29 protein-coding genes and 2 tRNA genes are annotated in these 24357 nt (G+C 65.6%); 11 read left to right on the top strand and 20 right to left on the bottom strand.

Going from position 1 to position 24357, the window contains the following annotated elements; translation table 11 throughout:
- Positions 1-39: 39 nt before the first annotated feature.
- The 3 genes from DVH29_RS09465 to DVH29_RS09455 all read right to left on the bottom strand — a co-directional run bounded on the left by DVH29_RS09465 (position 40) and on the right by DVH29_RS09455 (position 3010).
- Positions 40-1512: a M48 family metalloprotease gene (locus DVH29_RS09465; RefSeq protein WP_114645937.1), complete on the bottom strand. Its 1473-nt coding sequence runs from the start codon at positions 1510-1512 to the stop codon at positions 40-42.
- Positions 1509-2294, bottom strand: coding sequence for a thermonuclease family protein (locus tag DVH29_RS09460; RefSeq protein ID WP_245944943.1), 786 nt, complete (start codon positions 2292-2294; stop codon positions 1509-1511). The genes DVH29_RS09465 and DVH29_RS09460 overlap by 4 nt, the downstream gene beginning before the upstream one ends.
- Before the next feature lie 164 nt (positions 2295-2458).
- The gene (locus DVH29_RS09455; RefSeq protein ID WP_114645935.1) at positions 2459-3010 is read right to left on the bottom strand and encodes a gamma-glutamylcyclotransferase; all 552 of its coding nucleotides are present in this window, start codon (positions 3008-3010) and stop codon (positions 2459-2461) included.
- A gap of 117 nt (positions 3011-3127) precedes the next feature.
- Between DVH29_RS09455 and DVH29_RS09450 the strand changes: the two genes are divergently transcribed.
- The gene (locus tag DVH29_RS09450) at positions 3128-4096 is read left to right on the top strand and encodes a DUF2125 domain-containing protein (protein WP_114645934.1); all 969 of its coding nucleotides are present in this window, start codon (positions 3128-3130) and stop codon (positions 4094-4096) included.
- 12 nt (positions 4097-4108) lie between these two features.
- Here the strand turns inward: DVH29_RS09450 and DVH29_RS09445 are convergent, their stop codons facing one another.
- The 3 genes from DVH29_RS09445 to DVH29_RS09435 all read right to left on the bottom strand — a co-directional run bounded on the left by DVH29_RS09445 (position 4109) and on the right by DVH29_RS09435 (position 6939).
- Positions 4109-5035, bottom strand: a complete 927-nt coding sequence (locus tag DVH29_RS09445; protein WP_114645933.1) for a prephenate/arogenate dehydrogenase family protein — start codon at positions 5033-5035, stop codon at positions 4109-4111.
- Complete coding sequence (locus DVH29_RS09440; RefSeq protein ID WP_114645932.1) at positions 5032-6126, bottom strand: pyridoxal phosphate-dependent aminotransferase; 1095 nt, start codon at positions 6124-6126, stop codon at positions 5032-5034. Before DVH29_RS09440 ends, DVH29_RS09445 begins: the two co-directional genes overlap by 4 nt.
- 78 nt (positions 6127-6204) lie before the next feature.
- The gene (locus DVH29_RS09435; RefSeq protein WP_158541622.1) at positions 6205-6939 is read right to left on the bottom strand and encodes a methyltransferase domain-containing protein; all 735 of its coding nucleotides are present in this window, start codon (positions 6937-6939) and stop codon (positions 6205-6207) included.
- A 123-nt stretch (positions 6940-7062) separates the two neighbouring features.
- Between DVH29_RS09435 and gloB the strand changes: the two genes are divergently transcribed.
- Positions 7063-7830, top strand: a complete 768-nt coding sequence (gloB, locus tag DVH29_RS09430) for a hydroxyacylglutathione hydrolase (protein WP_114645981.1) — start codon at positions 7063-7065, stop codon at positions 7828-7830.
- On the opposite strand, the gene DVH29_RS16385 is transcribed toward gloB, so the two are convergent.
- From DVH29_RS16385 to ftsE, 6 genes are all read right to left on the bottom strand, one after another.
- Positions 7827-7982: a hypothetical protein gene (locus DVH29_RS16385; RefSeq protein ID WP_158541621.1), complete on the bottom strand. Its 156-nt coding sequence runs from the start codon at positions 7980-7982 to the stop codon at positions 7827-7829. The genes gloB and DVH29_RS16385 overlap by 4 nt on opposite strands.
- Before the next feature lie 31 nt (positions 7983-8013).
- Positions 8014-8090 (bottom strand) — tRNA-Arg (locus tag DVH29_RS09425).
- Positions 8091-8206: 116 nt separating this feature from the next.
- Complete coding sequence (locus tag DVH29_RS09420) at positions 8207-8467, bottom strand: hypothetical protein (RefSeq protein ID WP_147276051.1); 261 nt, start codon at positions 8465-8467, stop codon at positions 8207-8209.
- Between the two features lie 249 nt (positions 8468-8716).
- Positions 8717-9526 carry a lysophospholipid acyltransferase family protein gene (locus DVH29_RS09415; protein WP_114645929.1) on the bottom strand — a complete coding sequence of 270 codons (810 nt, stop codon included), beginning with the start codon at positions 9524-9526 and terminating at the stop codon, positions 8717-8719.
- 30 nt (positions 9527-9556) lie between these two features.
- Positions 9557-10477, bottom strand: a complete 921-nt coding sequence (locus DVH29_RS09410; RefSeq protein WP_114645928.1) for a cell division protein FtsX — start codon at positions 10475-10477, stop codon at positions 9557-9559.
- Positions 10470-11129, bottom strand: a complete 660-nt coding sequence (gene ftsE / locus DVH29_RS09405; protein WP_114645927.1) for a cell division ATP-binding protein FtsE — start codon at positions 11127-11129, stop codon at positions 10470-10472. The genes DVH29_RS09410 and ftsE overlap by 8 nt, the downstream gene beginning before the upstream one ends.
- Positions 11130-11278: 149 nt before the next feature.
- Between ftsE and DVH29_RS09400 the strand changes: the two genes are divergently transcribed.
- Together DVH29_RS09400 and DVH29_RS09395 are read left to right on the top strand one after the other, a co-directional pair.
- The gene (locus DVH29_RS09400; protein WP_158541620.1) at positions 11279-12133 is read left to right on the top strand and encodes a zinc-ribbon domain-containing protein; all 855 of its coding nucleotides are present in this window, start codon (positions 11279-11281) and stop codon (positions 12131-12133) included.
- A gap of 60 nt (positions 12134-12193) precedes the next feature.
- Positions 12194-12598 carry a response regulator gene (locus tag DVH29_RS09395; RefSeq protein ID WP_114645925.1) on the top strand — a complete coding sequence of 135 codons (405 nt, stop codon included), beginning with the start codon at positions 12194-12196 and terminating at the stop codon, positions 12596-12598.
- Positions 12599-12601: 3 nt separating this feature from the next.
- Here the strand turns inward: DVH29_RS09395 and lysA are convergent, their stop codons facing one another.
- Both lysA and argH read right to left on the bottom strand, forming a co-directional pair.
- Positions 12602-13867 carry a diaminopimelate decarboxylase gene (gene lysA / locus DVH29_RS09390; protein ID WP_114645980.1) on the bottom strand — a complete coding sequence of 422 codons (1266 nt, stop codon included), beginning with the start codon at positions 13865-13867 and terminating at the stop codon, positions 12602-12604.
- 33 nt (positions 13868-13900) lie between these two features.
- Positions 13901-15283, bottom strand: a complete 1383-nt coding sequence (argH, locus tag DVH29_RS09385) for an argininosuccinate lyase (protein ID WP_199562561.1) — start codon at positions 15281-15283, stop codon at positions 13901-13903.
- Between the two features lie 165 nt (positions 15284-15448).
- Between argH and DVH29_RS09380 the strand changes: the two genes are divergently transcribed.
- Entirely contained in the window at positions 15449-15985 is a 537-nt protein-coding gene (locus DVH29_RS09380) for a TlpA disulfide reductase family protein (RefSeq protein ID WP_245944942.1), read from the top strand.
- A gap of 16 nt (positions 15986-16001) precedes the next feature.
- Here DVH29_RS09380 and DVH29_RS09375 read toward each other — a convergent pair whose 3' ends face one another.
- The 5 genes from DVH29_RS09375 to gluQRS all read right to left on the bottom strand — a co-directional run bounded on the left by DVH29_RS09375 (position 16002) and on the right by gluQRS (position 19422).
- Positions 16002-17198: a GNAT family N-acetyltransferase gene (locus DVH29_RS09375; RefSeq protein ID WP_114645923.1), complete on the bottom strand. Its 1197-nt coding sequence runs from the start codon at positions 17196-17198 to the stop codon at positions 16002-16004.
- Positions 17199-17333: 135 nt separating this feature from the next.
- Positions 17334-17516 carry a putative motility protein gene (locus DVH29_RS09370; protein ID WP_114645922.1) on the bottom strand — a complete coding sequence of 61 codons (183 nt, stop codon included), beginning with the start codon at positions 17514-17516 and terminating at the stop codon, positions 17334-17336.
- 143 nt (positions 17517-17659) lie between these two features.
- The gene (locus tag DVH29_RS09365) at positions 17660-18250 is read right to left on the bottom strand and encodes a cob(I)yrinic acid a,c-diamide adenosyltransferase (RefSeq protein ID WP_114645921.1); all 591 of its coding nucleotides are present in this window, start codon (positions 18248-18250) and stop codon (positions 17660-17662) included.
- A gap of 13 nt (positions 18251-18263) precedes the next feature.
- On the bottom strand, positions 18264-18524 hold the full coding sequence (locus DVH29_RS09360; protein WP_439331619.1) for a twin transmembrane helix small protein: 261 nt from the start codon (positions 18522-18524) through the stop codon (positions 18264-18266).
- 16 nt (positions 18525-18540) lie between these two features.
- The gene (gene gluQRS, locus DVH29_RS09355) at positions 18541-19422 is read right to left on the bottom strand and encodes a tRNA glutamyl-Q(34) synthetase GluQRS (protein ID WP_114645919.1); all 882 of its coding nucleotides are present in this window, start codon (positions 19420-19422) and stop codon (positions 18541-18543) included.
- Here gluQRS and DVH29_RS09350 point away from each other — a divergent pair.
- From DVH29_RS09350 to DVH29_RS09340, 3 genes are all read left to right on the top strand, one after another.
- Positions 19421-20116 carry a DNA-3-methyladenine glycosylase family protein gene (locus tag DVH29_RS09350; RefSeq protein WP_114645918.1) on the top strand — a complete coding sequence of 232 codons (696 nt, stop codon included), beginning with the start codon at positions 19421-19423 and terminating at the stop codon, positions 20114-20116. The genes gluQRS and DVH29_RS09350 overlap by 2 nt on opposite strands.
- 17 nt (positions 20117-20133) lie before the next feature.
- On the top strand, positions 20134-20799 hold the full coding sequence (locus DVH29_RS09345) for an alpha/beta hydrolase (RefSeq protein ID WP_114645917.1): 666 nt from the start codon (positions 20134-20136) through the stop codon (positions 20797-20799).
- 137 nt (positions 20800-20936) lie between these two features.
- Positions 20937-21494 carry an HNH endonuclease gene (locus DVH29_RS09340; RefSeq protein ID WP_114645916.1) on the top strand — a complete coding sequence of 186 codons (558 nt, stop codon included), beginning with the start codon at positions 20937-20939 and terminating at the stop codon, positions 21492-21494.
- Here the strand turns inward: DVH29_RS09340 and DVH29_RS09335 are convergent.
- The gene (locus tag DVH29_RS09335; protein ID WP_114645915.1) at positions 21491-22003 is read right to left on the bottom strand and encodes a disulfide bond formation protein B; all 513 of its coding nucleotides are present in this window, start codon (positions 22001-22003) and stop codon (positions 21491-21493) included. The two genes, DVH29_RS09340 and DVH29_RS09335, sit on opposite strands and share 4 nt — an antisense overlap.
- 212 nt (positions 22004-22215) lie before the next feature.
- Between DVH29_RS09335 and DVH29_RS09330 the strand changes: the two genes are divergently transcribed.
- The 3 genes from DVH29_RS09330 (at position 22216) to DVH29_RS09320 (ending at position 24218) form a co-directional block, all read left to right on the top strand.
- Positions 22216-22302, top strand: a tRNA-Leu gene (locus DVH29_RS09330).
- Between the two features lie 26 nt (positions 22303-22328).
- Complete coding sequence (locus tag DVH29_RS09325) at positions 22329-22937, top strand: DedA family protein (protein WP_114645914.1); 609 nt, start codon at positions 22329-22331, stop codon at positions 22935-22937.
- 90 nt (positions 22938-23027) lie between these two features.
- Positions 23028-24218: a D-alanyl-D-alanine carboxypeptidase family protein gene (locus DVH29_RS09320; protein WP_147276050.1), complete on the top strand. Its 1191-nt coding sequence runs from the start codon at positions 23028-23030 to the stop codon at positions 24216-24218.
- Positions 24219-24357 lie beyond the last annotated feature (139 nt).

Here is a 24357-nt window from a genome sequence, read left to right as displayed (position 1 = left end):
GAAAAGGCCGGTCCCCGCGACCGGCCTTTTTGTGCCCGGTCAGGCGACGCTGACCACCTTGTAGGGCATGCCCGCATCCACCGGATCGCCGGGCAGCAGATTGTTGAGCACGAGGAACAGCTCGCGCCCGCGATTGAGCTGGGGCATGCGCTGGGAGAGCGTATCGGCATTGTCGCCCGCCCCCGCCGTCACCAGCCCCAGCCGTACGGTGCGCACGGCGGCCAGATCGGATTGCTGCGTCCGCCGCAGGCTCGAGAGAGTCTGTTCGGCGGCGCTGCGGAAGGCCGCGCTGTCGTCCTTGCCGGCAAAGATGAAGCGGAACACATTGCCCTCGACCCGCGCCACCGAGACGTTGAAATGCCACTGGTCCGTATGGGCGATGCCGGTCGCGGTCTCGATGCCGTTTACTGTGCGCAGGGTGATGGTTTCGGGCCGCAGGCCGGCAATCCAGCCCGAGGCGAGATAATCGGCCAGCGGCGTCGAGGGGGCCACCGAAGCGCTGTCGAAGCGCAGCGCCGCCCCATCCCCGGCCACCGCGACCACCGCCTGATTGGACATCTGCAGTGAATAGGTATTGGGCACCGTGAAGGTGAGCCTGTGCTGCGGGCTGATATAACGCTGGCCCACAATGGCGCCCTGTCGGGTGGAATCGCCGAAATCGATGCCGTCGATGGTGCTGAGATAGCCCTGCCGATCGGTGACGCCCTGTCCAGGCTGGCCGTAATTGCGCGCTTCCTCGATCGCCTTCTGGATGCGGTTGGGGGTCGAGGGGTGCGAGGAGAGAAAATCGCTGCCGGTTTCGCTGGCGCTCACGAATTGCGCGAACCGCCCCATGGCGGTGAGAAACCGCGCCGCCGCATGCGGATCATAACCAGCCCGCGCCGCGATCTTGATCCCCTCCCGGTCGGCTTCGAGTTCCTGGTTCTGCGAGAAGGCGGCCAGCGACTGCGCCGACCGCTCGGCGGTGGCGTTGGCGTCGATGACGCCGCCCAGCACGGTGGTGATCACCCGGTCCACGATTTCGGACTGGCGCACCTTGGCCGAGCGTTCCCGCGCATGGCGCAGGGTGACGTGGGCGATCTCATGGCTGATCACGGCGGCGAGTTCGCTCATGTCATTGGCCAGCGCCAGAATGCCCCGCGTCACATAGATGAACCCGCCGGGCAAGGCGAAGGCATTGACTTCCGAGGAATCGAGGATGGTGATGGTGAACTGGGTGGCGGGCTGGCCGGCGGCGGCCAGGAGCTTGGACACCATGCGCGCCAGCATCAGTTCGGTCTTGCGGTGCTCGTAGACGCCGCCGAAACTGGCGATGATCCGCGGATGCTCGCGCAACCCGATCACCCGATCCTCGGGATCGGTGCCCGCCGGCACGGCCGGGGCGGAGCCCGAGGTCTGCCGCGTGGATACGTTCGACCCTCCGATCAGGCCCGAACAGCCGGCGATTCCGGCCACGAGCACAAGGCTCGTGCCGGCGAGGAAGGCGCGGCGGGTAAGCGGTCTTTCGGTCATGGCCTTGCCAATAGCTCGATTTGTTCGGGATGGGTAACAGCCATTCGCGGCCCGTCAAGTGTATCGACCCATCCGCGCACCCGGATCACGGTATTTTCAAAACCGAGCGGGTCGATTCCGGCGCTCTCGAACACCCGCAGGCCCTGGCTTTCGACCACCAGGGTGAAATCGGTGCGCCAATCGCGCCCGAAATTGAGAAAGACCCGCCCGCCGACGCGATCGGCGTTGAGCACCCGTCCCTCGACCAGTTCATACCCTCCATCGGGAATGGTTTGCGGCCGGGCGGCATCGCGAATGGCGTAATAGGGATCGCGCCAGATGCCCAGCCGATCGGCCCGCGCCTGCGCCTCGGCGGCGAGAAGGTGATCGAGGCAGGACCGATTGTCCGCAAAGGAATAGACCCGGGCCAGCCCGGCCCGAAGCATTTCCTCTTGCACCCATAGAGGCTCGCCATCGGCTTCGACCATGAGATGGGCCAGGGCCCTGCCATGCCGGTCCCGCCGTTCCCCGCCATAGTAAAGCGTGACGGCTTCGCCCAGCACCAAATCGGTGATCAGGGCCTTGGCATCGTCCCCGAGTGGCCAGGCTTCGAACCCTTCGCGGCCCAGCGGCAGCTTGGGCGCCTGGATACCGACCAGGCGCACGGTGAGCCCGGTATCGAGATCAACCGTATCGCCATCGGAAATCGACACGACCCGGCCGGAAGGTCCCGCCTCGAGAGTTTCGCAGGATTGAGCGAAGGCGGGATGGGCGCCCGCAAGCGCGACAAGCAATGACGTCACGAACAACCGTTTGAGCAAATCTGGCCTCAATAGCGCGACCGGAACCCGGCACCCACCAAAACCGACGCACTCCCCCCGAAATGCCCCGGAATCGATCTGCCGCAAGTGTGCACGCAATTGCGGCAAAAATCATCAGCCAATTGGCCGCAACGCCATGGCCCGGGTCAGGCCACCGCCCGGCGCGCCGCGATCATCTGCGCCAGCATCTCCACCTGTTTGTCGATGATCCCCATCTGCCGCAAATGGCTGGCGGTGTTGGCCACGTAATCGCTGTTGGGACCGGCCTCTCCCACGGCGCCCTCGACCAGGGCCAGTTGCTCCTCGAGACCAAGCCGCCCGGCATATTGCGCATGCGTGGCATCGGCCACGAAGGTCAGCGCCATCACCGTCAGGCCCGAAACCAGCCGGATCGGCCGCATCGCCTCGACATAGACGCCGGTCACCTGCTCGCGCTCCCGCAGATATTCACGCACCGCGCCCCAGGCCTCCGGCGCAACCTCGAACCCCATGCCGGCGCAGGAGCCGCCGCGTTCGAGCCCGAACACCAGCCCGGGCCGCTCCAGCGTGCCGCGATAGCGATGAGAATAGATGCACAGGCGACGGTGCACGCCCCGCGCCAAGGCCCGCTCGGCCCGGACATAGTCGAAGCCTGGCCGCCAGATCAGCGAACCATAGCCGAAGACCCAGGCTGGCGCGGCGTCGGACAACAAGCTCATGATGCTCTTTCTTGCCACGGGGGCGCCGGACCGGCAAGGCCCATGCAAAAGGGGTTTGCCGGCCCCCGACGCAGATTGTCCCATGACGGATGCATCCGAACCCGGTAAGAGACCGGTATGAAGCGCTTCGTCATCATGATCATTGCCGTCGTCGCCGTTGCCATCCTCTGGATGGCCGGCTGGTTCTATGTCGCCGGGATCGTCCGCGACGAAATCGGGGCTCTGGCCCTGGCCGATGGGGTCTCCCAGCCTCGCCTCACCTGCGAAAGGCTGAATGTCGGCGGCGCGCCCTTCTCCTTTTCCCCCCACTGCGCCGAGGCCCGGATCACATCCGGTGATATTTCGGTGTCGGTCCCCGAGATTTCGGGCACGGCGCTGTTCTATCGTCCCTTCCATATCCAGGTCTTCACCACCGGGCCGGCCTATGTGACCGATGCCTTCACCGGCGCTTCCCAGAAGCTCGACTGGTCGAACCTGCATGCCAGCCTGCGCATCGAGGACGGCACCATCGGCCGCTTTTCGGTGCTGGCCGACGATCTGGTCTATTCCGACACGCTGATGGGCGACGAGCAATTGGCGACCGCGGCGCATGGGGAAATCCATCTGATCGATTCGACCCCGGGCGATGCGGCGCCGGGCACCGGGCAGGTCTATGATTTCTATTCCAGCTTCGAGGACCTGGACAGCGCGCGGCTGGACCTTTCGAACGCCACCCTCAGCGTCGATGGCCGCCTGACCGGTGTTCCCGATCCGGCACTGTGGGGCGATCCCGATCTCATCGCCTTCTGGCAGGCCTATGGCGGGCAACTGGCCCTGCGCGGGCTCGATCTCGAGGCGGGGGAACTGGCCTTCAACGCCACGGGCGAGGCCAGCCTCGATTCGTCCGGCCTGCTGAACGCCAATGCGGACATCACCTCGCGGGGGGTGACCGGGCGCATCGCCCGGATCATCGGCGACCCCGCCGTCGCCCAGATCGTCCTGGGCGGCCCCGACGCCGAGGGGGTTTCGCGCCAGCAGCTCACGGTAAACGAGGGCCAGATGGTGGTCGGCATCATGCCGATCATGACCGTTCCGCCGCTGTTCTGAGGGGCCTGCCGACTATTCCGCGTCGGGCTTGGCGGCACCATGCTGGCGCCCGAAATCGGGCGCGGCGGTCTCCTGCCCGGCCGCGATGATCGAGCGGCGGATGGCCCGTGTGCGGGTGAACAGGGCTTCGAGCGCCTCCCCATCCCCCATGCGGACGGCGCGCTGCAGCACCGAGAGGTCTTCGAGGAACCGTCCCAGCATTTCGAGCACCGCATCGCGATTGGTGAGGAAGACGTCGCGCCACATGACCGGGTCCGACGCGGCGATGCGTGTGAAGTCGCGAAAGCCCGAGGCCGAGAACTTGATGACTTCCGATTGCGTGTGGGCTTCGAGATCGGCCACCGTGCCCACGATGTTGTAGGCCACCAGATGCGGCACATGGCTGGTGATAGCGAGGACCAGATCGTGATGCCCGGCCTCCATGATCTCCACATTGCTCCCCAGGCCGCGCCAGAAGGCGGAAAGGGTCTCGACGGCCTCCGGATCGGTGCCTTCGGTGGGGGTCAGCACGCACCAGCGGTTCTGGAAAAGATCGGCGAAACCGGCCGAAGGCCCCGAATGTTCGGTGCCCGCAAGGGGATGGCCGGGCACTAAATGCACGTTGTCGGGCATATGCGGCGCGATGGAGGCGATCACGTGCGCCTTGACCGACCCCACGTCGGAAACGATCGCCCCCGGCTTGAGGGCACCGGCAATCTGCCGGGCGATGGTTTCATAGGTCCCGACCGGCGAGCAGAGGATGACGAGATCTGCACCCTCGACCGCTTCGGCCGCATCGGTCGTATAGATATCGCCCAGGCCGAGCGCCCGCGCCTCCGCGAGCGTTTCCTCCCGGCGGGTGGCGATGGCGATGGTCCGGGCCAGCCCCGCCGCCCGCGCGCCGCGCGCGATGGACGAGCCGATCAGCCCGATGCCGATAAGGGCGAGTTTTTCAATCATTTGCCGTCCATGAAGTCTTTGAGCGCCGCAGCGGCGGCAAGCATCGCATCCTCGCTGCCGATGGAGATCCGCAGGCCGTCGGCGATGCCGTATCCGCCCATTTCCCGCACCACGATTCCCCGGTCGAGCAGATAGGCATTGGCCTCGCCCGCCGTCTGGCCGGGCGTATCGGGAAAGAGGACAAGGACGAAATTGCCCTGGCTCGGCAAGACCCGCAGCCGGTTGGTCCCCAATTGCCCGGTCAGCCATTCGCGCCAGCGGGCATTGTGCTCGCGCAGGGCGTGGGTGAAGGCGAGGTCGCGCGTCGCCGCCTCCGCCGCGGCCTGGCCCGGCACCGAGACGTTGAAGGGGCCGCGAATGCGATTGACCGCATCGACCAGATGGCCGGGGCCGTACAGCCAGCCGATCCGCGCCGCCGCCAGCCCGACCTTGGAGAAGGTCCGCACCATCACCACGTTCTCGGCCCGCTCGGCAAGGGAAATGCCCACGCCGTAATCCTCCGCCGTCACATATTCGGCATAGGCGCTGTCGATGACGAGGAGCACCTGTGGCGGCAGGCCCGCATGCAGGCGGTCGAGCTCTTCGGCGCTGAGATAGGAGCCGGTGGGATTGTTGGGGTTGGCGAGAAACACCACCCGGGTCTTTTCGGTCACCGCCGCGAGGAGCGCGTCGACATCGGCCCGGTAATCGGTTTCCGGCGCGATGACCGGGACGCCGCCCGCCGCCTGGGTCACGATCGGATAGACCATGAAGCCATATTGGCTCATCACCGCCTCGTCGCCATCCCCGATATAGGTCTGGGCGAGAAGGTGCAGCACCTCGTCCGACCCCGCGCCGACGACGATGCGCTCGGGATCGATGGAATGGATCTCTCCCAGCGCTTCCCGCAGCGCCCGCGAGGAGCCTTCGGGATAGATCGCCAGGCGCTCGGCCACCGCCCGATAGGCCTCGACGGCCCTGGGGCTGGCCCCCAGCGGCGATTCATTGGCGGAGAGCTTGAGGACCTTGTCTTTTCCCGGCGCGCTGGACCGCCCCGGAACATAGGGAGCGATGGTCATGATCCCCGGTTGCGGAACGGGTCTGTCGGTCATTTTCGGGCCATTTGTCTGGAGACGGTCGGTTCGGGCCGTAGCAATAGCGAAACCGGACCGGCAAAGCAATTGCCCCGATCAGGGAACCAGCCGCGCCGTCTGCGGATTGAGCTCCGGGCTGGCCAGCACCCGTTCGACGCGCCGGCGCCGCGCCACCGCCGGGAACTGCTCCTTGCGGGCCCGGACGCACATCACCCCGGCCAGGGTCGGCCCGAACAGCCGCCCGGCCCGCTCGAACAGCCGCGCCGATCGCAGCACCATGGCCGAATTGGACGGCGGCAGGTAAAGGCAATCGCGCCATTCCTCGGGGGTAAAGGAATGCTCGCGCAACAACTGGTCGAGCTGGCTCCTGGAATAGGGCTGGCCGAAACCGAAGGGATTGTTGTCAAGCCCGGCCCACAGCCCCCGCCGCCGCGGCACCACCAGGACGAGGGAGGCGTTCGGCGCGCAGACGCGCCACAATTCGCGCATCTGGTCCTCCGCATCGACCACATGCTCGAACTCGTGGATGGCGACCACGAGATCGACGGCGGAATCGGTGAGCGGCATTTCGAGAGGATCGCAGAGCACGGTGCGCGACGGCCCTTCCCGCGGCCAGCTCGAAGCCCCCTGCCGGGCCGGCATGAAGGCGAGCACCCGCTCGGCGCCCTTGAGCGCACCCCTCAGATAAGGCGTGGCAAAGCCCAGCCCGAGAATGCGCAATCCCGTAACGTCGCCGGCCAACTGGCTGACCTGCTCGCGCAGCAATTGCCGCGTCAGTCGCCCGAGGGGCGACTTGTAGAACCGGATCAGTCCATCGACGTCTGGTGTCATCGCCACCCCGCATTGTGTGCTGCAATAGTCCTGCATGTGGGCGCTTTGTGGCGCAAGGTCAAACCTTGCGCGCATGCCCCGCACCCCTTACGCTGCACACAACAGTTGCAAGGACTGCCCATCATGCCGCTCGAGATCGCCGTCTTTCCCGCCCGCTCGGACAATTTCGGCTATCTGGTGCGCGATGTCGCCTCCGGCCGGGTGGCGTCGATCGACGCCCCCGATGCCGGAGCCATCATCGCCGAACTGGAAAAACGCGGCTGGGTGCTGACCGATCTGCTGATCACCCATCACCACGCCGACCACACGGACGGCATAGGACCGCTCAAGGCCGCCTATGGCGCCCATGCGATCGGCCCCAAGGGCGATGCCGGCAAGATCGAAGGGCTCGATACGCTGGTTGACGGCGGTGACGCGGTGATGCTGGGCGAAACCCGCTTCGCGGTCATCGGCGTGCCCGGGCATACGCTGGGCCATATCGCCTTCCACGCCCCGGCCGACAAAGTGCTGTTTTCGGCCGATGCGCTTTTTTCTCTCGGCGTGGGCCGCATGTTCGAAGGCGACTACGAAACCATGTGGGCCGGGCTCAAGCGCCTCAAGGCGCTGGACCCGCAAACGCTGGTCTATTGCGGCCATGAATATACGCTGGCCAATGCCAGGTTCGCGCTTTCCATCGATCCCGACAACCCTTCGCTCAAGGCCCGCGCCGACGAGGCAAGGCGGCAGATCGACCGGGGCGAAGCGACCATTCCGGCCCGCCTCGCCGACGAACTGGCCGCCAATCCGTTCCTGCGCGCCGACGACCTCGGCATGGCAAGGCGCATGGGGCTAGAGGGCGCCCCCGCCTCGCAGGTGTTCGGGGCGCTTCGCAAGGCCAAGGACAGTTTTTAAAGCCGTTGCCGCAGCTCGTCGATGCGCTGGATCTGCGCCTCGAGCTCGGATTTGAGCGCCAGCCGCTCGACCTGTCCGTAGCGATTGCCGGCCAGGGCGCGCTCCAGTTCTTCGACGGCGCGTGTCAGTTTGGCGAGGGCGGCAGCGGACATAGCGGCGCTTTCGGACGAGGGCAAGGAAAGATGGTGATCCCGACTGGATTCGAACCAGTGACCCTCAGATTAGGAATCTGATGCTCTATCCTGCTGAGCTACGGGACCACACGCCGCGCGCCCACGATCATCGACCGGGAACGGGTGCGCAGCGATAGAGTGCTCTAACAAATCGCTTTGGCAAAGGAAACCGATTTGCGAGCCTCCCGGCGCGCAGGATGAATTCAGGCGGCGTCGCGCCCGGCGATGACATGGCCGCCTTCAAGGTCCCAGGCGAGCGTCATAAGGGCCAGCGGATCGGCTGGCGAAGGCATGGACAGCATTTGGGCGCCCTGGGCATTGAAGCGGCGGAACCGCTCGCGCGACAGATGATCCCCGATCAGGTCCTGGGCCGTTCCCGCCCAGCGGATCACGCCTCTTTCCGCCAGCGCATAGAGCCGCGCCGCGGCCATGGCGGCCCGGTCGCCCTCCACTCGGGTCATCATGTATTGCCGTCCCGAGCGCCCGGCCCACATCGACCCGCCGTCGAAATTATCGCCGTTTGTTTCCCAAGCCATCATGACAATCCCCATGATCGATCAGACCGAGTGACACGCAACAAAGAGAACAAAATTAGAACAAACTCAAATTCCCGTCAAGCGAAACCGCAGAGAGCCGCGCTTGCACCCGCAAGAAATATCAACATGTTGTGTTTTAATTTAGGCATGCCGCTAGATATCGGGCAGCGACAGGGATCAGCCGGCGGCCTGCTCCGCTGCTTCCAACTCGTTGAGACGGGCCCGAAGACGCGGCGATATGGGCCGGGCCAGCCCCTTGCGGGCATCTTCGAGGACCATGGCGTCGGTCTCCGCCTCTATGCGGGCGATGAGCGTTTCGAGAAAGACGTCCGGAGCGAGGCCGGGCAGGATGGGCTCGAGGAATTTCGCCCGCGCCGTTCCCGGCCAGAGAATGAGGCTGTTGCGTCCCCAATAAAGACCCGATGTGAGCGCCACCGGAACCACCGGCACGTCGAGCGCCGCATACATGCGGGCGATGCCCGAGCGATAGGCGGGCACGTCGAGGGGCGCGCGGCGCGTGCCTTCGGGAAAGATGATCACGCGGCAGCCCCGCGCGAGCGCACCCCGCGCATGCTCCATCATCTCGGGCAGCGCGTCCTTGCCCTTCTTGCGGTCCACCGGGATGGTGTTGATCCACCGGGCGGCCCACCCGAACAGCGGGATGTCGAGCAATTCCTTCTTGGCGATGAAGGCGGGGTCGCCCACATGGGGCAGGATGGCGAAGATATCCCAGTCCGACTGGTGCTTGGACCCGATGATGCAGCCGCCGGCGGGAATGTTCTCGGCCCCGGTCACTTTCGTGCGGATGCCCACGATCCAGCGCAGGAAGAACAGATTGGCCGAATTCCAGTACTGCGCGATGCGCCAGCCGGCCGGCCGCCAGCCCGGCGTCAGCTTGGCCATCAGCCCCACAAGGATGGCGAGCGGAATGGTGTGCAGGAAGAACACGGCATAAAATACCGCCGAGCGGAGTGCCTGAACGATCATTGCTGGACGCCTCCCGGCGATTTCGCCCTGTCAGGAAATTTGCGTGAGGAACCGGCGCACGGTCAAGCGCGAGGTGATCGCGGTGAGCCCGGCAATGACGAGGACCACCCCGACAATGCCGAGCAGGCCGGAGATGCCCAGGGCGAACTGGCCGAACAGCACGCCGAGCTGGGCGCTCGACTGCTGCGGCACCACCGTGCTCATCGCCGTGCCGGCGAAGATGAAGAAAATCACCGCCGCCAGCCCGCCGGCCAGCCCGCCCTTGAGGCCCAGCAGCAGGAAGCGCCCCTGGAATTCACCGGCGATGAAGCGGTTGGACGCCCCGATGAAATGCAGCACGTCGACGATCTCGCGATTGGTCGACATGGTCCCGCGCGTCGCAAAGACGATGGCCAGCGCCGTCGCCACGAGGATCAGTCCCAGCACCAGAATGCCCGAGATCACGATGGTGCCGGCCATGGTATTGAGCTGCATGCGCCAGGCGGCGTGGGTTTCCAGCGACGCCCCGGGAATGGCGGAAATATCGGTTTCGAGCCGGGCGATGTCGGCGGCGTTGGGATCGGACAATTGCACGACGACCAGACGCGGAATGGTGAGGTCGGAGAGGTCGAGCCCGGCGCCGAGCCACGGCTCGAGCAACGCCTCGCTCTCCGCGATGGTCAGTACCCGGGCGCTGGCGACACCGGGCACCGCCTCGCTGAGCGACACCGCCAGGCGCAGATTGGATTCGATCACCTCGCCGTCCAGCGGGCGGATCTGGATGGTCAATTCGCGTCCCACATCCGCCGACCAGCCCATGGCCGATTTCTGCACCAGCAGCACGCCGCCAAAGGTGACGCAGGAGAGAAACGTCATGATGCCGATCAGCAGCATCAGCGTGCGGCCGGCCACCGAATGCGCCGGCACGATCGGGTTGGGTCGCGGAAAGCGCAGCTTGAGCCCCTCACTCATGGATGGTCAGCTCCCCGTCGTTCAAGAGCATGCGCGGATAGTCGAACTTGTCGAGAAGATTGACCTCGTGCGTGGCCAGGATGATGGTCGTGCCCATCCTGTTGAGCTGTTCGAAAAGATGCAGCAGGCGCTCGGAGAGCTCCGGATCCACATTGCCGGTCGGCTCGTCGGCAAGAAGGATGTCGGGCTTGGCGATCACCGCGCGGGCGATGGCGGCGCGCTGCTTTTCCCCGCCCGAGAGCACGGCCGGATGGGCGTCCATGCGATCCCCCAACCCCACCCAGTCCAGCAGCTCCTCGACATTGGAGCGGTAGCTGGGCTCGGCCTGGCCGCGCACCCGGAAGGGCAGCGCGACGTTCTCGAACGTGGTCAGATGATCGAGCAGGCGGAATTCCTGAAAGACGATGCCGATATGGCGCCGCATCTGCAGGAGCCGGTCGCGGTCGAGCGCGGAAACATCCTCGCCGAACATCGAGACCGAACCGCGGGTCGGCTTGAGCGAGAGCAGCAGCAGGCGCAGGAGCGAAGTCTTGCCCGAACCCGAGGGGCCGGTGAGGAAGTGGAAGGAGCCCGGGGAAATCGCAAAGGTCAGATCCTTGAGAATTTCCGGGCCGTGCCCGTATCGCAGGCCCACATTTTCGAACGCGATCAAACCTGCCCCTTTCGCGAATCACTTGCCCTTTTGAGTGTAGCAGCCATCACGCTGGAATGGCGGTTCTGGGGCGACGTTTCAAGAGTTTTAACCCCCGTTTCCTAGTGTTCGGGCATCGGTATCCAACTGAGCCTTTAAAGAGCCGCCGCGTGATCATCACCTGCCCCCATTGCCGGACGCGCTATCGCGTGGCCGCGGACGCCCTCAGCGCCGCCGGCCGGCAGGTCCAGTGCGCCGCATGCTCCGAGCTCTGGTACGCCACCCCCGGCTTTCCCCCCGCGCCCCACGCCGATCCCGAGCCGAGCGAGGACGAACTGGCCTTCCGGGCCGATGCCGACACCCTGTTCACCCAGGCCGACGAGGACCTGCTCGACGCCGCGTTCAGCCGCGCCGATCCCGCCCCCCGGCGGGCGGAAGCGCCCGCCCCGCCCCAGGACCTCCTCGCCGGAAAATCCGCCGACCCCTTCCTCCCCGAGCCGCGCGAACAGGCGCGGGCGCGCACCGAAGCCCTTGCCCGGCGCCGCCGCGGCATGATCGCCGCCCTGCCCATGGCGCGGGTCCGCCGCATCTTCCGCATCGCCACCGTGCTGCTCCTCCTTGCGGCCTCGATCTCGGCCATCGTGTGGCGCACTGAGATCGTGCGCGCCACCCCGCAGCTCGACGGGCTCTATCGTCTTGTGGGACTTGGAACAAATGTCGTCGGTCTCGATTTTATCGACGTTAACACTCTGGGAACTACACGCGACGGAATCAGCGTCCTCATCGTGACCGCTAAGATCTCGAACATCACGAATCGCATAGTTTTCGTGCCGTCGGTGCTCGTCAGCCTCATCGGGGCCGGCGACCGGGTGATGTATGAGTGGACGGTGACCCCCTCCACCCGCGAGATTCTTCCAGGCGACATCCTGGACATCGACGCGCAACTGACGGCCCCGCCCCAGGGCGTGGAACGGGTAAGACTGAGCTTCGTGGACGGCCAGAACCGTCCCCAAGGCCAAAGCTGAGACCACAACACCGCGCTGCACGCCCCCTCGGCGCGCAGCCCAGCAGGAACAGGAAACGCCATGGCCCGCATTCTCGTGGCAGAAGACGATGACAATGTCCGCAGCTTCGTGGTGCGCGCGCTGCAGATGAGCGGGCACGAGGTGCTGGAAGCCTCCGATGGCGGACTGGCGCTCGAAATCGCCCAGGAGCACGATGGCCATTTCGACCTGCTGGTGTCGGACATCAAGATGCCGGTGATGGACGGCATCGCCCTGTCGCTGACGGTCGGGGCGCGCTGGCCCGAGCTCACCATCGTGCTGATGACCGGCTTTGCCGATCAGCGCGAACGGGCGCACGGGCTGGACGCGCTGATCTATGATGTGATCAACAAGCCCTTCTCGCTCGCCCAGTTGATCGAGAAGATCGACGACGCGCTTGCCGGGCGCCCCGCCGAGATCATTCCCCTCGCCCGCTCGGCGCTGTGAGCCTCAGAGCCAGTCGGGAACGCTGTCGAGCCCGATGAGTTCGTCCAGCGTCTGGCGCGGCCGCACCGCGTGCCATTTGTTCCCGTCGACCAGCACTTCGGCCACCAGGGGCCGCGTATTGTAGGTCGAGCTCATGACCGCGCCATAGGCGCCTGCCGTCATCACCGCCAGCATGTCGCCCTCGCCGACCACGGGGATCTGCCGGTCGAGGCCGAGATAGTCGCCGGTCTCGCAGACCGGCCCCACGATATCGGCCCGGATCGCGGCGGCACCGGGCTCGGCCTCGCGAAGCGGCAGGATGTCGTGATGGGCTTCGTAAAGGGTCGGGCGAAGCAGATCGTTCATGGCCGCGTCGACGATGACGAAGGCCTTCTTTTCGGTCTGCTTGACATATTCGACGCGCGTCACCAGCACGCCCGCATTGCCGGCGATCAGCCGGCCCGGCTCAACGATCATCCTGCAGCCGATATCGGCGAAATGGCGGCGCACCAGGGCGGCATATTCGGTCGGATCGGGCGGCGGGGTGTTGTCGAGGTTATAGGGAATGCCCAGCCCGCCCCCGATATCGACATGCTCGATGGGGTGTCCGGCGGCCCGGAGGCGCCCGACCAGTTCGACCATCAGCGCGAAGGCGTTGTCGAAGGGTTCGAGATCGACGATCTGGCTGCCGATATGCATATCGACCCCCACCGCCCGCAGATTGGCGCATTCGGCGATGCGTGCGTAGACCGCCTCGGCCCGCGCGAACGGGATGCCGAACTTGTTCTCGGACTTGCCGGTGGAAATCTTCGCATGGGTCCGGGCATCGACATCGGGATTGACCCGCACCGAGACCGGCGCGACGCGGCCCATCTCGGCGGCGACCAGGTTGAGGCGTTCGAGCTCGGGTTCGGACTCCACGTTAAAGCACAATATGCCCGCTTCCAGCCCGCGGCGCATCTCCTCGCGCGACTTGCCGACCCCGGAGAAGATGATCTTTTCCGCCGGTATCCCGGCCTTCAGCGCGCGCTCGAGCTCGCCGAGCGAGACCACGTCCGCCCCGATCCCCTCGCGGGCCACGAGGGCCAGCATGGCCTGATTGGAATTGGCCTTCATGGCATAGGCCACCAGCATGTCGAGCCCGGCAAAGGCTTCGGCCACCACACGGATATGGCGTGTAAAGGTCGCCGCCGAATAGCAGTAGAACGGCGTGCCGATCTCTCCCGCGATGGCCGCCAGATCAACGTCCTCGGCCAACAGCGACCCGTCCCGATACTGAAAATGATGCACCATTGTCCTGGTCCCGTCCCGATTTCCGTGTTGTTAAGCCGTCAGCCGCTCGCGCCAGAGCCTTGCCTGCTCGCGGACATTGGCCGGCGCCGTGCCCCCGAAGCTGGTGCGCGACTTGACGGAATTGTCGACCCCCAGCACCTTGAACACCTGGCTGGTGATGCGCTCGTCGATCGCCTTGAAATCCTCGATGGTCAGCCCCTCGAGCCCGCAGCCCCTGGCTTCCGCCGCCGCCACGGCGCGGCCGGTGATATGGTGCGCATCGCGGAACGGAACGTTCGCCGCCCGCACCAGCCAGTCGGCAAGATCGGTCGCGGTCGAAAAACCTGCCCCCGCCGCTGCGGCCATCCTGTCGCGATTGACCGTCAGGTCGTCCATCATGCCGGTCATCGCCGCGAGGGAGAGAGAGAAATTGTCGAGGGCGTCGAAGGCCACTTCCTTGTCTTCCTGCATGTCCTTGGAATAGGCCAGCGGCAAACCCTTCATCACCATCAGGAGCGAGGAGAAGGCGCCGTAGATGCGCGCCACCTTGGCCCGGATCAGTTCCGCCGCGTCGGGGTTGCGCTTCTGCGGCATGATGGAGGAGCCGGTCGAGAACTTGTCGGACAGCCGGACGAAATTGAACTGCGCCGAGGACCACACCACCAGTTCCTCGGACAGCCGCGACAGATGCATGGCGCAGATCGAGGCGGCGGCCAGCGTTTCGAGGATGAAATCGCGGTCCGAGACCGCATCGAGCGAATTTGCCATGGGCCGGTCGAAGCCGAGCGTCTCGGCCGTCATTGCGCGGTCGATGGGAAAGCTGGTGCCGGCCAGCGCCGCGGCGCCCAGCGGGCTTTCGTTCAAGCGCCGCCGCGCATCGAGCATCCGCCCTCTGTCGCGTTCGAGCATCTCGACATAGGCCAGCATGTGATGGCCGAAGGTCACCGGCTGGGCGCTTTGCAAATGGGTGAAACCGGGCATGACCGTATCGGCCTCGGCCTCGGCCTTGTCGACCAGCACCCCCTGCAGCGTTGCGATCTGGGCGACCAGCATGTCGATGCAATCGCGCACATAGAGCCGGAAATCGGTGGCCACCTGGTCGTTGCGCGAGCGCGCCGTGTGCAGCCGCCCGGCCGGCTCTCCGATCAGTTCCCTGAGCCGGCTTTCGACATTCATATGAATGTCCTCAAGCGCTCGCGAGAAGGTGAACGTCCCCTTGTCGATTTCGCCGCGCACGGTCTCTAGACCCGCGACGATTGCGTCCCTATCGTCCCGCGTCAGAATGCCGACTGTCTCGAGCATGGTCGCATGCGCTATGGAGCCGGCGATGTCTTGTTTGTAGAGGCGTTTGTCGAAACCGATCGAAGCGTTGATCTCTTCCATGATGGCGTCGGGTCCGGACGCGAACCGGCCTCCCCACATGCGATTGCTCATCGATGCCCCTTGAAATGCTGTGCGAGTGATAACGTGATGGACCAGAACGAACCGAACCCAGGCGAAAAGCGCAAAACGCCCCGCGGACTCTTCGCCGGTGCCGGACTTTTCGCAGCGGCGGTAGGTATAGCGACGGCCGTTTGGGTTAGCAATGGCGGGCTGGGCATGGCGTCGACCTGCGCCGTGCGGCCCGAAATCGCCCAGACCATCGATGACGCCGCGCGCGGGGAACTGGCGGCGCTGATGCCCTCGCAGCAATGGCGCAATTATTCCGACCTCGCCTTCCAGGATGCCGACGGCAATCCGATCACCCTGGCCGATTTCTCGGGCAAGAAGCTGCTGGTCAATTTCTGGGCCACATGGTGCGCGCCCTGCCGCGAGGAAATGCCCTTCCTCGATGCGCTGGAGGCCAAATATGGCGGCGAGGATTTCGAGGTGGTGGCCATCAGCCTCGACATGGGCTCGGACGGACCGGTCGCTGCCGGCCTGTTCCTTGAGGAAATCGGCGCCGACAATCTCAAGCTGTTCGCCGATCCGAGCTACAAGCTGTTCGAACGCCTGCGCAACGACGCCGTGACCCTCGGGCTCCCCGCCACCGTGCTGGTCGGCGAGGACGGGTGCGAGCTCGGCGTGCTGCAGGGGCCGGCCCATTGGAACAGCCCGGACGGCCACCGCGTGATCGAGACGCTGCTGGAAATCTGACCCCGAGCGGGGCGCGTCAGCCGCGCCCCAGCGCCTTCTTGAAGGTGTCCTTGGTGGCCCTGTAGCGCTCGAGCACCGCGGCCAGCATCGTTGTCGCCGGTCCGCGCGGGCCGATCACCAGCGTCCCCATCTCCCGCGACTGCCCCCACAGCCCCTCGACGGCGTGGCCGTCCACCGTCGTCGCCGCATCCATGGCGCGATGCTCGGTCTGATCGAAAAAGGCTTCGACGACCTTGTATTCGAGGGCCATGCCGGGCCCGTATTTGCGGTAGCGCTCGTCAAAGGCGCATTTGGGCGTGAACAGCGTCGCCCCGGCCGAGATATTGATCGAAACCGCGATGGGCTCGCCGTCGAGCAGCAGGGAATCGATGGTCGCCAGTCCCGACGCCTCGCCGGTGCCCCCGAACGCGGCCCGGGCGAACTGGGTATCGGTCCGCGACGAGAGGAGCGCCGTTCCCTTGTGCCCCTTCCAGCCCGAGGCCTCGATGCGCAGGAAATCCTCGACCCGCCGGGCGACCATTTCCGCATCGCTCACGCGTTCGAATTCCAGCCGGCCCAGTTTCTCAAGCCGCCGCAGATTGCGCTCGATATCCCGGGCCCGCTTCCGGCCGATCACCTCGGCCACATGGGAGGCGAAATCCCCCGCCTCATGGGTCAGGAACGGCCGGCTATAGGGGGTGGCCAGCGAGAGCTCCAACCCGAGCCGCTTGCCGATGGAGCGCGCCAGCACAGCGAAAGGTCCGCTGCCGACCACATGGGGAAACAGCCAGTGCCGGGGCAGTCCCTTGCCATCGCTCATGACGCCGAGCAGGGCCAGCATCGCCACCTGGGCCTGATCGCGCGCGATGAGGGGGATGCCGCCCACCTGATAGAGATTGAGCGCCGGCCGGCCAATGCTCCAGCCGCCCAAGCCGATGGTCCGGAACGGCAGGAAACCGATCAATTCCCCGGTCCCGCGCCGGAACAGCGCGAGGGCGCGAAAGCCCTTTTCCCCGCCATAGGCATCGAGCCCGGCCAGAACCATCTGGCGGCCGAGCCAGGGATTGTCTTCCAGCGCATTGATCGCCAGGCCGTCCCATTGCACCGGGTCGAGCGCCCGGACGCCTTGCGCATCGAGCAGTTCGACGCGGCACGGCAACGGCATCTCGGCATCCGGACGCGCCGCCAGCACTCCGAGCAGGCTTATCGCGACATCGGCGAATTCGAACATCATGCGACAGCTTCCCCAATTCTCATGCTGTCGGCCAGTTGGGCCGGTTTGACGATGCCACAATCGGCCAGCGATGAAACCCGGCACCTTGAACTATGTTTAACGAGGTAGGGCGAAATCGATAGGATTGCAGACACCTCAGGCCCGCTTGTCGATCTGGAGGCCCATGCCCTGGGGTGCGGGAGCATTGCGTACGGCGTCGGCCAGCATGGAAACGAGGTCCATCTCCATTTCATGCTGCTTGCGGGTCATGGCGATCTGGGCCGAATGGAGGGTCTGGGCCTGTTTGAGGGCAAGCGCCGTCACCGCAATATCGCTCATCGCATGGTCCTTCCGCCTTGGGGCATCGGGCCAAACCATAGGCCGATGGTCTCAACAAAAGCTTGGGGCCCCGCAGCGGATGCCAGAGTGTTGATGTGTCGTGCGGTGGAACGGAAAAGTCTGCAACTTTTTCTCGTCGCACTCTAGGATCGCTTGCTGCCGGTGTTCTTGCCTGGTTCCCAGAGCACGTCCTTCGTGCCGTTTTCATTGGCCACCCGACCAAGAACGAACAACAGGTCCGACAGGCGGTTGAGATAGCGCACCGTTTCCCGGTTGATATCGGGTTCCGCCCGGCCCAGCGTGACGGAGACCCGCTCGGCGCGGCGGGTGATGGTCCGCGCGAGGTGCAGCGCCGCCGCGAGCGGCGTCCCGCCCGGCAGCACGAAGGATTTGAGCGGCTCGAGCGCGGCATTGAAGGTGTCGATCTGGGTTTCGAGCCAGGCCACCTGTGTGGCTGTGGTCCGCAGCGGCGTATAGGCCCGCCCTTCGTCGGCCCCCGGGGTTGCGAGGTCGGAGCCGAGATCGAACAGATCGTTCTGCACCCGCGCCAGGGCGTGGTCGACCCGCGCCATGGAGTGGGTGTGCAGCCGGACCAGCCCGATGGCGGCATTGGCCTCTTCGACCGTGCCATAGGCTTCGATGCGGACATCGTCCTTGTGGCGGCGCGGACCGTCGACCAGCCCCGTGGTGCCGTCATCGCCAGTCCTGGTATAGATCTTGTTGATCTTGATCATTGACCGGGCCTGCCTAGCGGTGCGGACCGAAGAGAAACAGCGCGGCCATGAGCAGCGCCACGGCAATGGCCTGCATGATCACGCGGGCCCGCATCAGCTTCTGGCTGGTATTGCCCGATCCGCCCCTGAACATGTTGAAAAGCCCCATGCCCAGGATGATCGCCGTCGCCCCGATGGCGATGATGATCAGGATATTGGTCGCCGCCTGCATTCGAATACTTCCCGATTGGGATCGGCGCACGCCGCGCCGACCGAAGTCCTCTACAAAGCTCATGCGCCATTTCCAGGCGTCATGTAAAGCGCGGGCTCGCCTCCTCAAAGCCGAGATGATGCCGCACCGCAGCGGCCGACCAGCCCTTTTCCCGCAGATCGCCGAGGCTTTCCGAGCGGCGCGACTTGGACAGCTTGTCCGCGTCCCGATCGAGCACCAGGCGGTGATGGGTGTAGAGCGGTGGCGGCAGGCCGAGCAACCCCTGCAGCAGCACGTGGATGTCGGTGGCCGCGTAGAGATCCATGCCCCGCGTCACATGGCCGACGCCTTGCAGCGCGTCGTCCACCACCACCGAAAGGTGATAGCTGGTGGGGATGTCCTTGCGCACCAGGACCACATCGCCCCAGCGGGCCGGATCGGCCGCACGGCTGGCCGGCCGGCTGTCGGGATCGGGCATGGCTTCGCGGATGGCCGGATGGGCGGCGACGCGCAGCGCCGCCTCTATGTCGAGCCGCCACTGCGCCCGCTCCCCAGCGGCAAAACGCCGCTCCCGCTCCTCGGGGGCGAGGTGCCGGCAGGTACCCGGATAGAGCGGCGCCCCATCGGGATCGGTTCCGCTGCCCCCGGCGGCCCTGATCTGGGCCCGGGTGCAAAAGCAGGGATAGACCAGATCCCGCGCCTTGAGCCGCGCGAAGGCCCCTTGGTAGTCGTCGAAATGATGGGACTGGAAACGCACCGGTTGCGGCCAGTCCAGCCCGAGCCAACGCAGGTCGTCGAAAATCGCCTCGACGAATTCGGGTCGACACCGCCCGATATCGATGTCCTCGATGCGCAGGAGCATGGTCCCGCCCATGGCCCGGGCCCAATGATCGGTATAGAGCGCCGAATAGGCATGCCCGAGATGCAATCGACCGTTGGGGCTTGGCGCAAAGCGGAAAATCGGTAGAGATGGTAGTGACATGACCCGCCCCGATATCTCAAGCCAGGCTCCTAGCACGGGCGCGTCCGCCGCTCCACCCCGGCTCGACTCCGCCCAGGCGCTGGACCTCCATCTCAAAGCCTTGGGCCGCCTCGATGAACGCCTCGCCCGGGCTATTGTCCGGGCTGGCGAGATCGCCCCGCGCATTTCGCCCAAAGGGTTCGAGGGCATGGCGCGGATCGTCTGTGGCCAGCAGCTTTCGGTCGCCTCGGCCCGCGCCATCTGGAGCCGGGTCGAAGCCCTGGGAGCGATTACGCCGGAGGCCTATCTGGCCTTTGACGAGGCGACGCTGCGCAGGACCGGCCTGTCGCGCGGCAAATACGAGACCATTCGCGGCGTCGCCCTGGCGGTCGCTGACCGGACGCTCGACTTTTCAGCCCTCGACGCGCTGGACGCCGAAGCCGCCATCGCCAGCCTGACCCGGCTCAAGGGCATCGGTCCCTGGACGGCGGAAATCTACCTGCTGTTCTGCGCCGGGCACCCGGACGTCTTTCCCGCCGGGGACCTGGCCCTGCAGAAGGCCGTCGCCCACGCCTTCGACCTTCCCGAACGGCCCCTGCCCAAGGAACTGATCGCCCTCGCCGCGCACTGGACGCCGCACCGGGGCGCGGCCGCCATCATGTTCTGGCGCTATTTTTCAGCTATGAAGAATTCCGACGCCTGGGACGCCCTCTGATTTTTTAAGGATTTTCAATGACCGAACCCGTCAAACTCTCCGGCCCCATGCTGCCCGCGGCTTCAGGCCACGCCAAAAGCCTCGTGGTGCTGCTGCATGGCTATGGGTCGGACGGGCGCGACCTCATCGCCCTGGGCCAGTTCTGGCGCGACAGCTTCCCCGACACCGCCTTCATCGCCCCCAACGCGCCGGAAGTGTGCGGCGGCAATCCGTTCGGCTACCAGTGGTTCCCGCTCGACCTGGAACGCGACCGCGACCTGTCACGGCTGGTGGGCGCGGCAACTGCCGCACCGGTCATCACCGCCTTCCTCGAGGACCTATGGGCCCAGACCGGGCTCGGGCCGGCGGACACGGTGCTGGCCGGCTTCTCCCAGGGCGCCATGATGGCGCTGCATACCGGGCTGCGGCTGCCGACCGCGCTCAAGGGAATCATCGCCTTTTCCGGCCTGCTCGTCTCGCCGGAAAAACTGGCCGGCGAACTGCAATCGAAACCCCCGGTCCTGCTCGTCCACGGGGATATGGACGAGGTGGTTCCGGTGATCGGCAGCGAAGCGGCCCAGCCGGTTCTCATCGACCTGGGCATCGATGCGCGCCTGTTCGTTTCCGAGGGAACGGGCCATGCGATCGGCCAGGACGGGCTCGAGGCGGCGAGCCGGTTTCTCCGCGAGCGGCTACAGGGTTAGCCCCGATTATCAACAAAGTTCTTCACAGCTCTGTCACAAGAGGAATACACTATGGCCAAGGAATCGCCGGAGCGCTTCCGGCATGGTCCTGGCCAAGGAAGCGCGACGGGGAGCGAGTACCTGCCCCGGAGGATCCTGTGACCGTCCACGTGTCACCCCAAGCCTGTCCTGCCCTGGTGCTGAACGCCGACTACCGTCCGCTCAGCTACTATCCCCTGTCGCTGTGGAGCTGGCAGGATGCGATCAAGGCGGTCTGCCTCGAACGGGTTCATATCGTCTCCGAATATGACGCGGTGGTCCGAAGTCCCAGCTTCGAGATGCGCATTCCCAGCGTCATCTCGCTCAAGGACTATGTTCATCCCGCCAAATACCCCGCCTTCACCCGCTTCAACGTTTTCCTCCGGGACCGCTTCCAGTGCCAGTATTGCGGATCGCGGCACGACCTGACCTTCGACCACGTCATCCCGCGCTCGCGCGGCGGGCGCACCACTTGGGACAACGTCGTCGCCGCCTGCTCGCCCTGCAATCTGCGCAAGGCCAATCGCATGCCCCGCGATATCGGCATGATCCCGCACCAGACGCCCTATCAGCCGACCGTGCACGACTTGCACAATAACGGCCGCGCCTTTCCGCCCAACTATCTGCACGAAAGCTGGATCGACTACCTCTATTGGGACATCGAGCTCGAGCCTTAGGCCTGGGCGCGCCGCAGCTGGCCGACGATACCGGCGACCAGCAGTACCACGATGGCGGCCGAGATCAGCGCGTTGAACCCGGCCAGGGAAATCCCCAGCAATTCCCATTGGATAGCGTCGCACGGGACGACGCGGGCATTGCTCATATCCCCCAGCATGTCGAGGCTGACCGCTTCGTCCCCCACCCCGGTGCAGCTCTGCGGGCCCGGCCAGAAGCCCCATTCGACCCCGGCGTGATAAACGCCAACCCCGGCGCCCCAGGCAAAAAGCGCCGCCACGGCGCCCAGAAGCGCGAGGCGAACCCACAGCGGCAGCCGGTCCCACGCCACCACGGCGAGCGCCAGCAAAGGCAGGCCGATATAGTAGGGCCAGCGCTGGGTGAGGCACAATTCGCAAGGGTAGAGCCCGCCGATATACTGGAAAGCCAGCGCGCCCAGGATGGCCGCAAGGCCGAGGACGAAGGCGATGCTGGCCTGGCGGCGGCTGGTGGAAAAGGCGGTCGGGATCATGGGAGGCTCTCTGGACAAGGGACAATCGGCCGGACGGCAAGCAGACTTTGCGCATCGCGGCGGCATTTGCAATCACCATCACGCCGGATTTACGGCAGCGCCCCATCCGGCCGAACTCCATGAAAAAACGACAGGATTAGGCCCGTGGCGGTCAATTGGGAGATTGACGCGGGCCCGGCTTTCCCTATAGTCCGCCACCATACCGACCTGCTGCGGGCGTGGCGGAACTGGTAGACGCGCTAGACTCAAAATCTGGTTCTGGAAACAGAGTGTCGGTTCGATTCCGACCGCCCGCACCACCCGATGCTCAAGGACCAGCCGCGGCATGAGTGAATGGATCATCGAGACCATAACCCATTCTGGTTATGTGGGAATTTTCCTGCTGATGGTCCTCGAAAACCTGTTTCCCCCCATCCCGTCAGAACTGATCATGCCCTTTGCCGGCTATGCGGCGGCGCAGGGGCAGCTCAGTTTCTGGGGGGTGATGGGAGCCGGAATCGCCGGTTCGGTGGCCGGAACCTCGGCCTGGTACGCCGTGGCCCGCCTGCTGGGCATCGAAAGATTCCGCAGGCTTTGCAACTGGTTAGGCCGAGTCGCCACGATCAGCGAAGCCGATATCGACATGGCGGTCCACTGGTTCGACCGCTATGGGGTCTGGGCGGTGCTGGCCGGGCGCCTCATCCCGGCGATCCGCACCCTGATCTCGGTTCCGGCCGGACTCGCGGCCATGCCGGTGTGGAAATTCCTCGCCGTCACCACGGTCGGAACCACGCTGTGGACGGGATTCCTCACCGGTACCGGATTGATTCTGCACGAGAATTACCACCATGTCGAGGAGTGGGTCGACCCGGTCTCCACCGCGGTGGTGGTGCTGGTGGTGGTGGTCTATATCTACCGCTTCGTCACCTGGAAGCCGATCCGCGACATCGGCTGAGCGTTTTGCGGGCGGGCATTGTTTGGCCAAAATTGGCCTGTTAAGCAGGTTGTGCCGCGCCTAGCGGCCTGACAATGGAGCTTTTCACACGTGTTGTTGGCGCGCCGTCCCCTGTCCCTGCTGCTTCTGGTCCTCGCTCTTCTGGCGGCGGCCCCGATTCAGGCCATGCCGCAGCTGCTGATCGACATGCGCACCAATGAGGTGCTGCACGCGCGGGACGCGGACGTCCCCTGGCACCCCGCCTCGCTCACCAAGCTGATGACGGCGCTGATCGCCTTCGAGGCCATCGAGACGGGACAGGCCTCGCTCTCGACCCCGGTGATCACCTCGGCCAATGCGCTGTCGGTCGCTCCCTCGAAACTGGGCCTGCCGGAAGGCACGGCTATCTCGCTCGAGGACGCGCTCTATTTCCTCATCGTCAAATCGGCCAACGACATCGCCGTGGCCATCGGGGAGACCATCGCCGGGAGCGAGCCGGCCTTCGTCGCCATGATGAACGCCCGCGCCCAGATGATGGGGCTCGACGGCACCTATTTCGTCAACCCGCACGGCCTGCACGAGCCGGCCCAGGTGACCACCGCCCGCGACATGGCGATGATCGCGCTGACCATCAGGGCCCGCTTCCCGCAATATGACACCATGTTCTCCACCCGCACGGTGGAGGCCGGCCAGTCGCGCTCGCACGCCAACAATGAATTGCTGACCGGCTTTGCCGGCACCGACGGGATGAAGACCGGCTATGTCTGCGCGTCCGGGCTCAACATCGTCGCCACCGCGACCCGGTCCGGCCGGCAACTGATGGCGGTGGTGCTGGGTGCCAACTCCTCGCGCGAGCGCGGCGAGATGACCGCCCAGATGCTGTTTTCCGGCTTTGCCGGCGGCTATCGCGGCATGGGGATGACGGTGACCCAGATCGCCAACCGCCCCGGGCTGATCGCGGTCGACATGCGCGCCGACATCTGCGGCGCCAATGCCGCCAATTACCGCGCCGAACGCATCGCCGAATTCCCGCTGGGGCTGGAAGGGCAGATGAGCTATCTCACCGACACCATCGTGCCGCCCACCCACCGGGCCACCATTCTGGGCCGGTTGGCCAGCAATGTCCCCCTGCCCCGCCCGCGCCCGGCCATGGCCGGCGGACCGGTGCCCATGATGGCCGCCGGCAGCGCGGCGGGCGAGATCGCCTATGGCGATTCGTCCATCGTCTCGCTGACCCCCAACCAGCCGCCGGCGTCCGTGCCCGGCGTGCCGCTGCCGCGCCCCCGCCCGCTGGGACTGTAAGCACTTCAAGTTTGTCGCGCTGCCGAACCGCAAAAGTGGTGTCCACTTTTGCTGGCAGCACTCTAGGCTGAATCGACATTCATCGCATCCACAGCATTGCTGCGGCGAGTTGCAAGAAGCTTAGGAAGTGGGTCGCGCG

Origin of the sequence: Pelagibacterium lacus, from assembly GCF_003345525.1 — a bacterium.
Classification (GTDB): Bacteria; Pseudomonadota; Alphaproteobacteria; order Rhizobiales; family Devosiaceae; genus Pelagibacterium; species Pelagibacterium lacus.
This window is presented reverse-complemented; position numbering and strand designations above follow the sequence as displayed.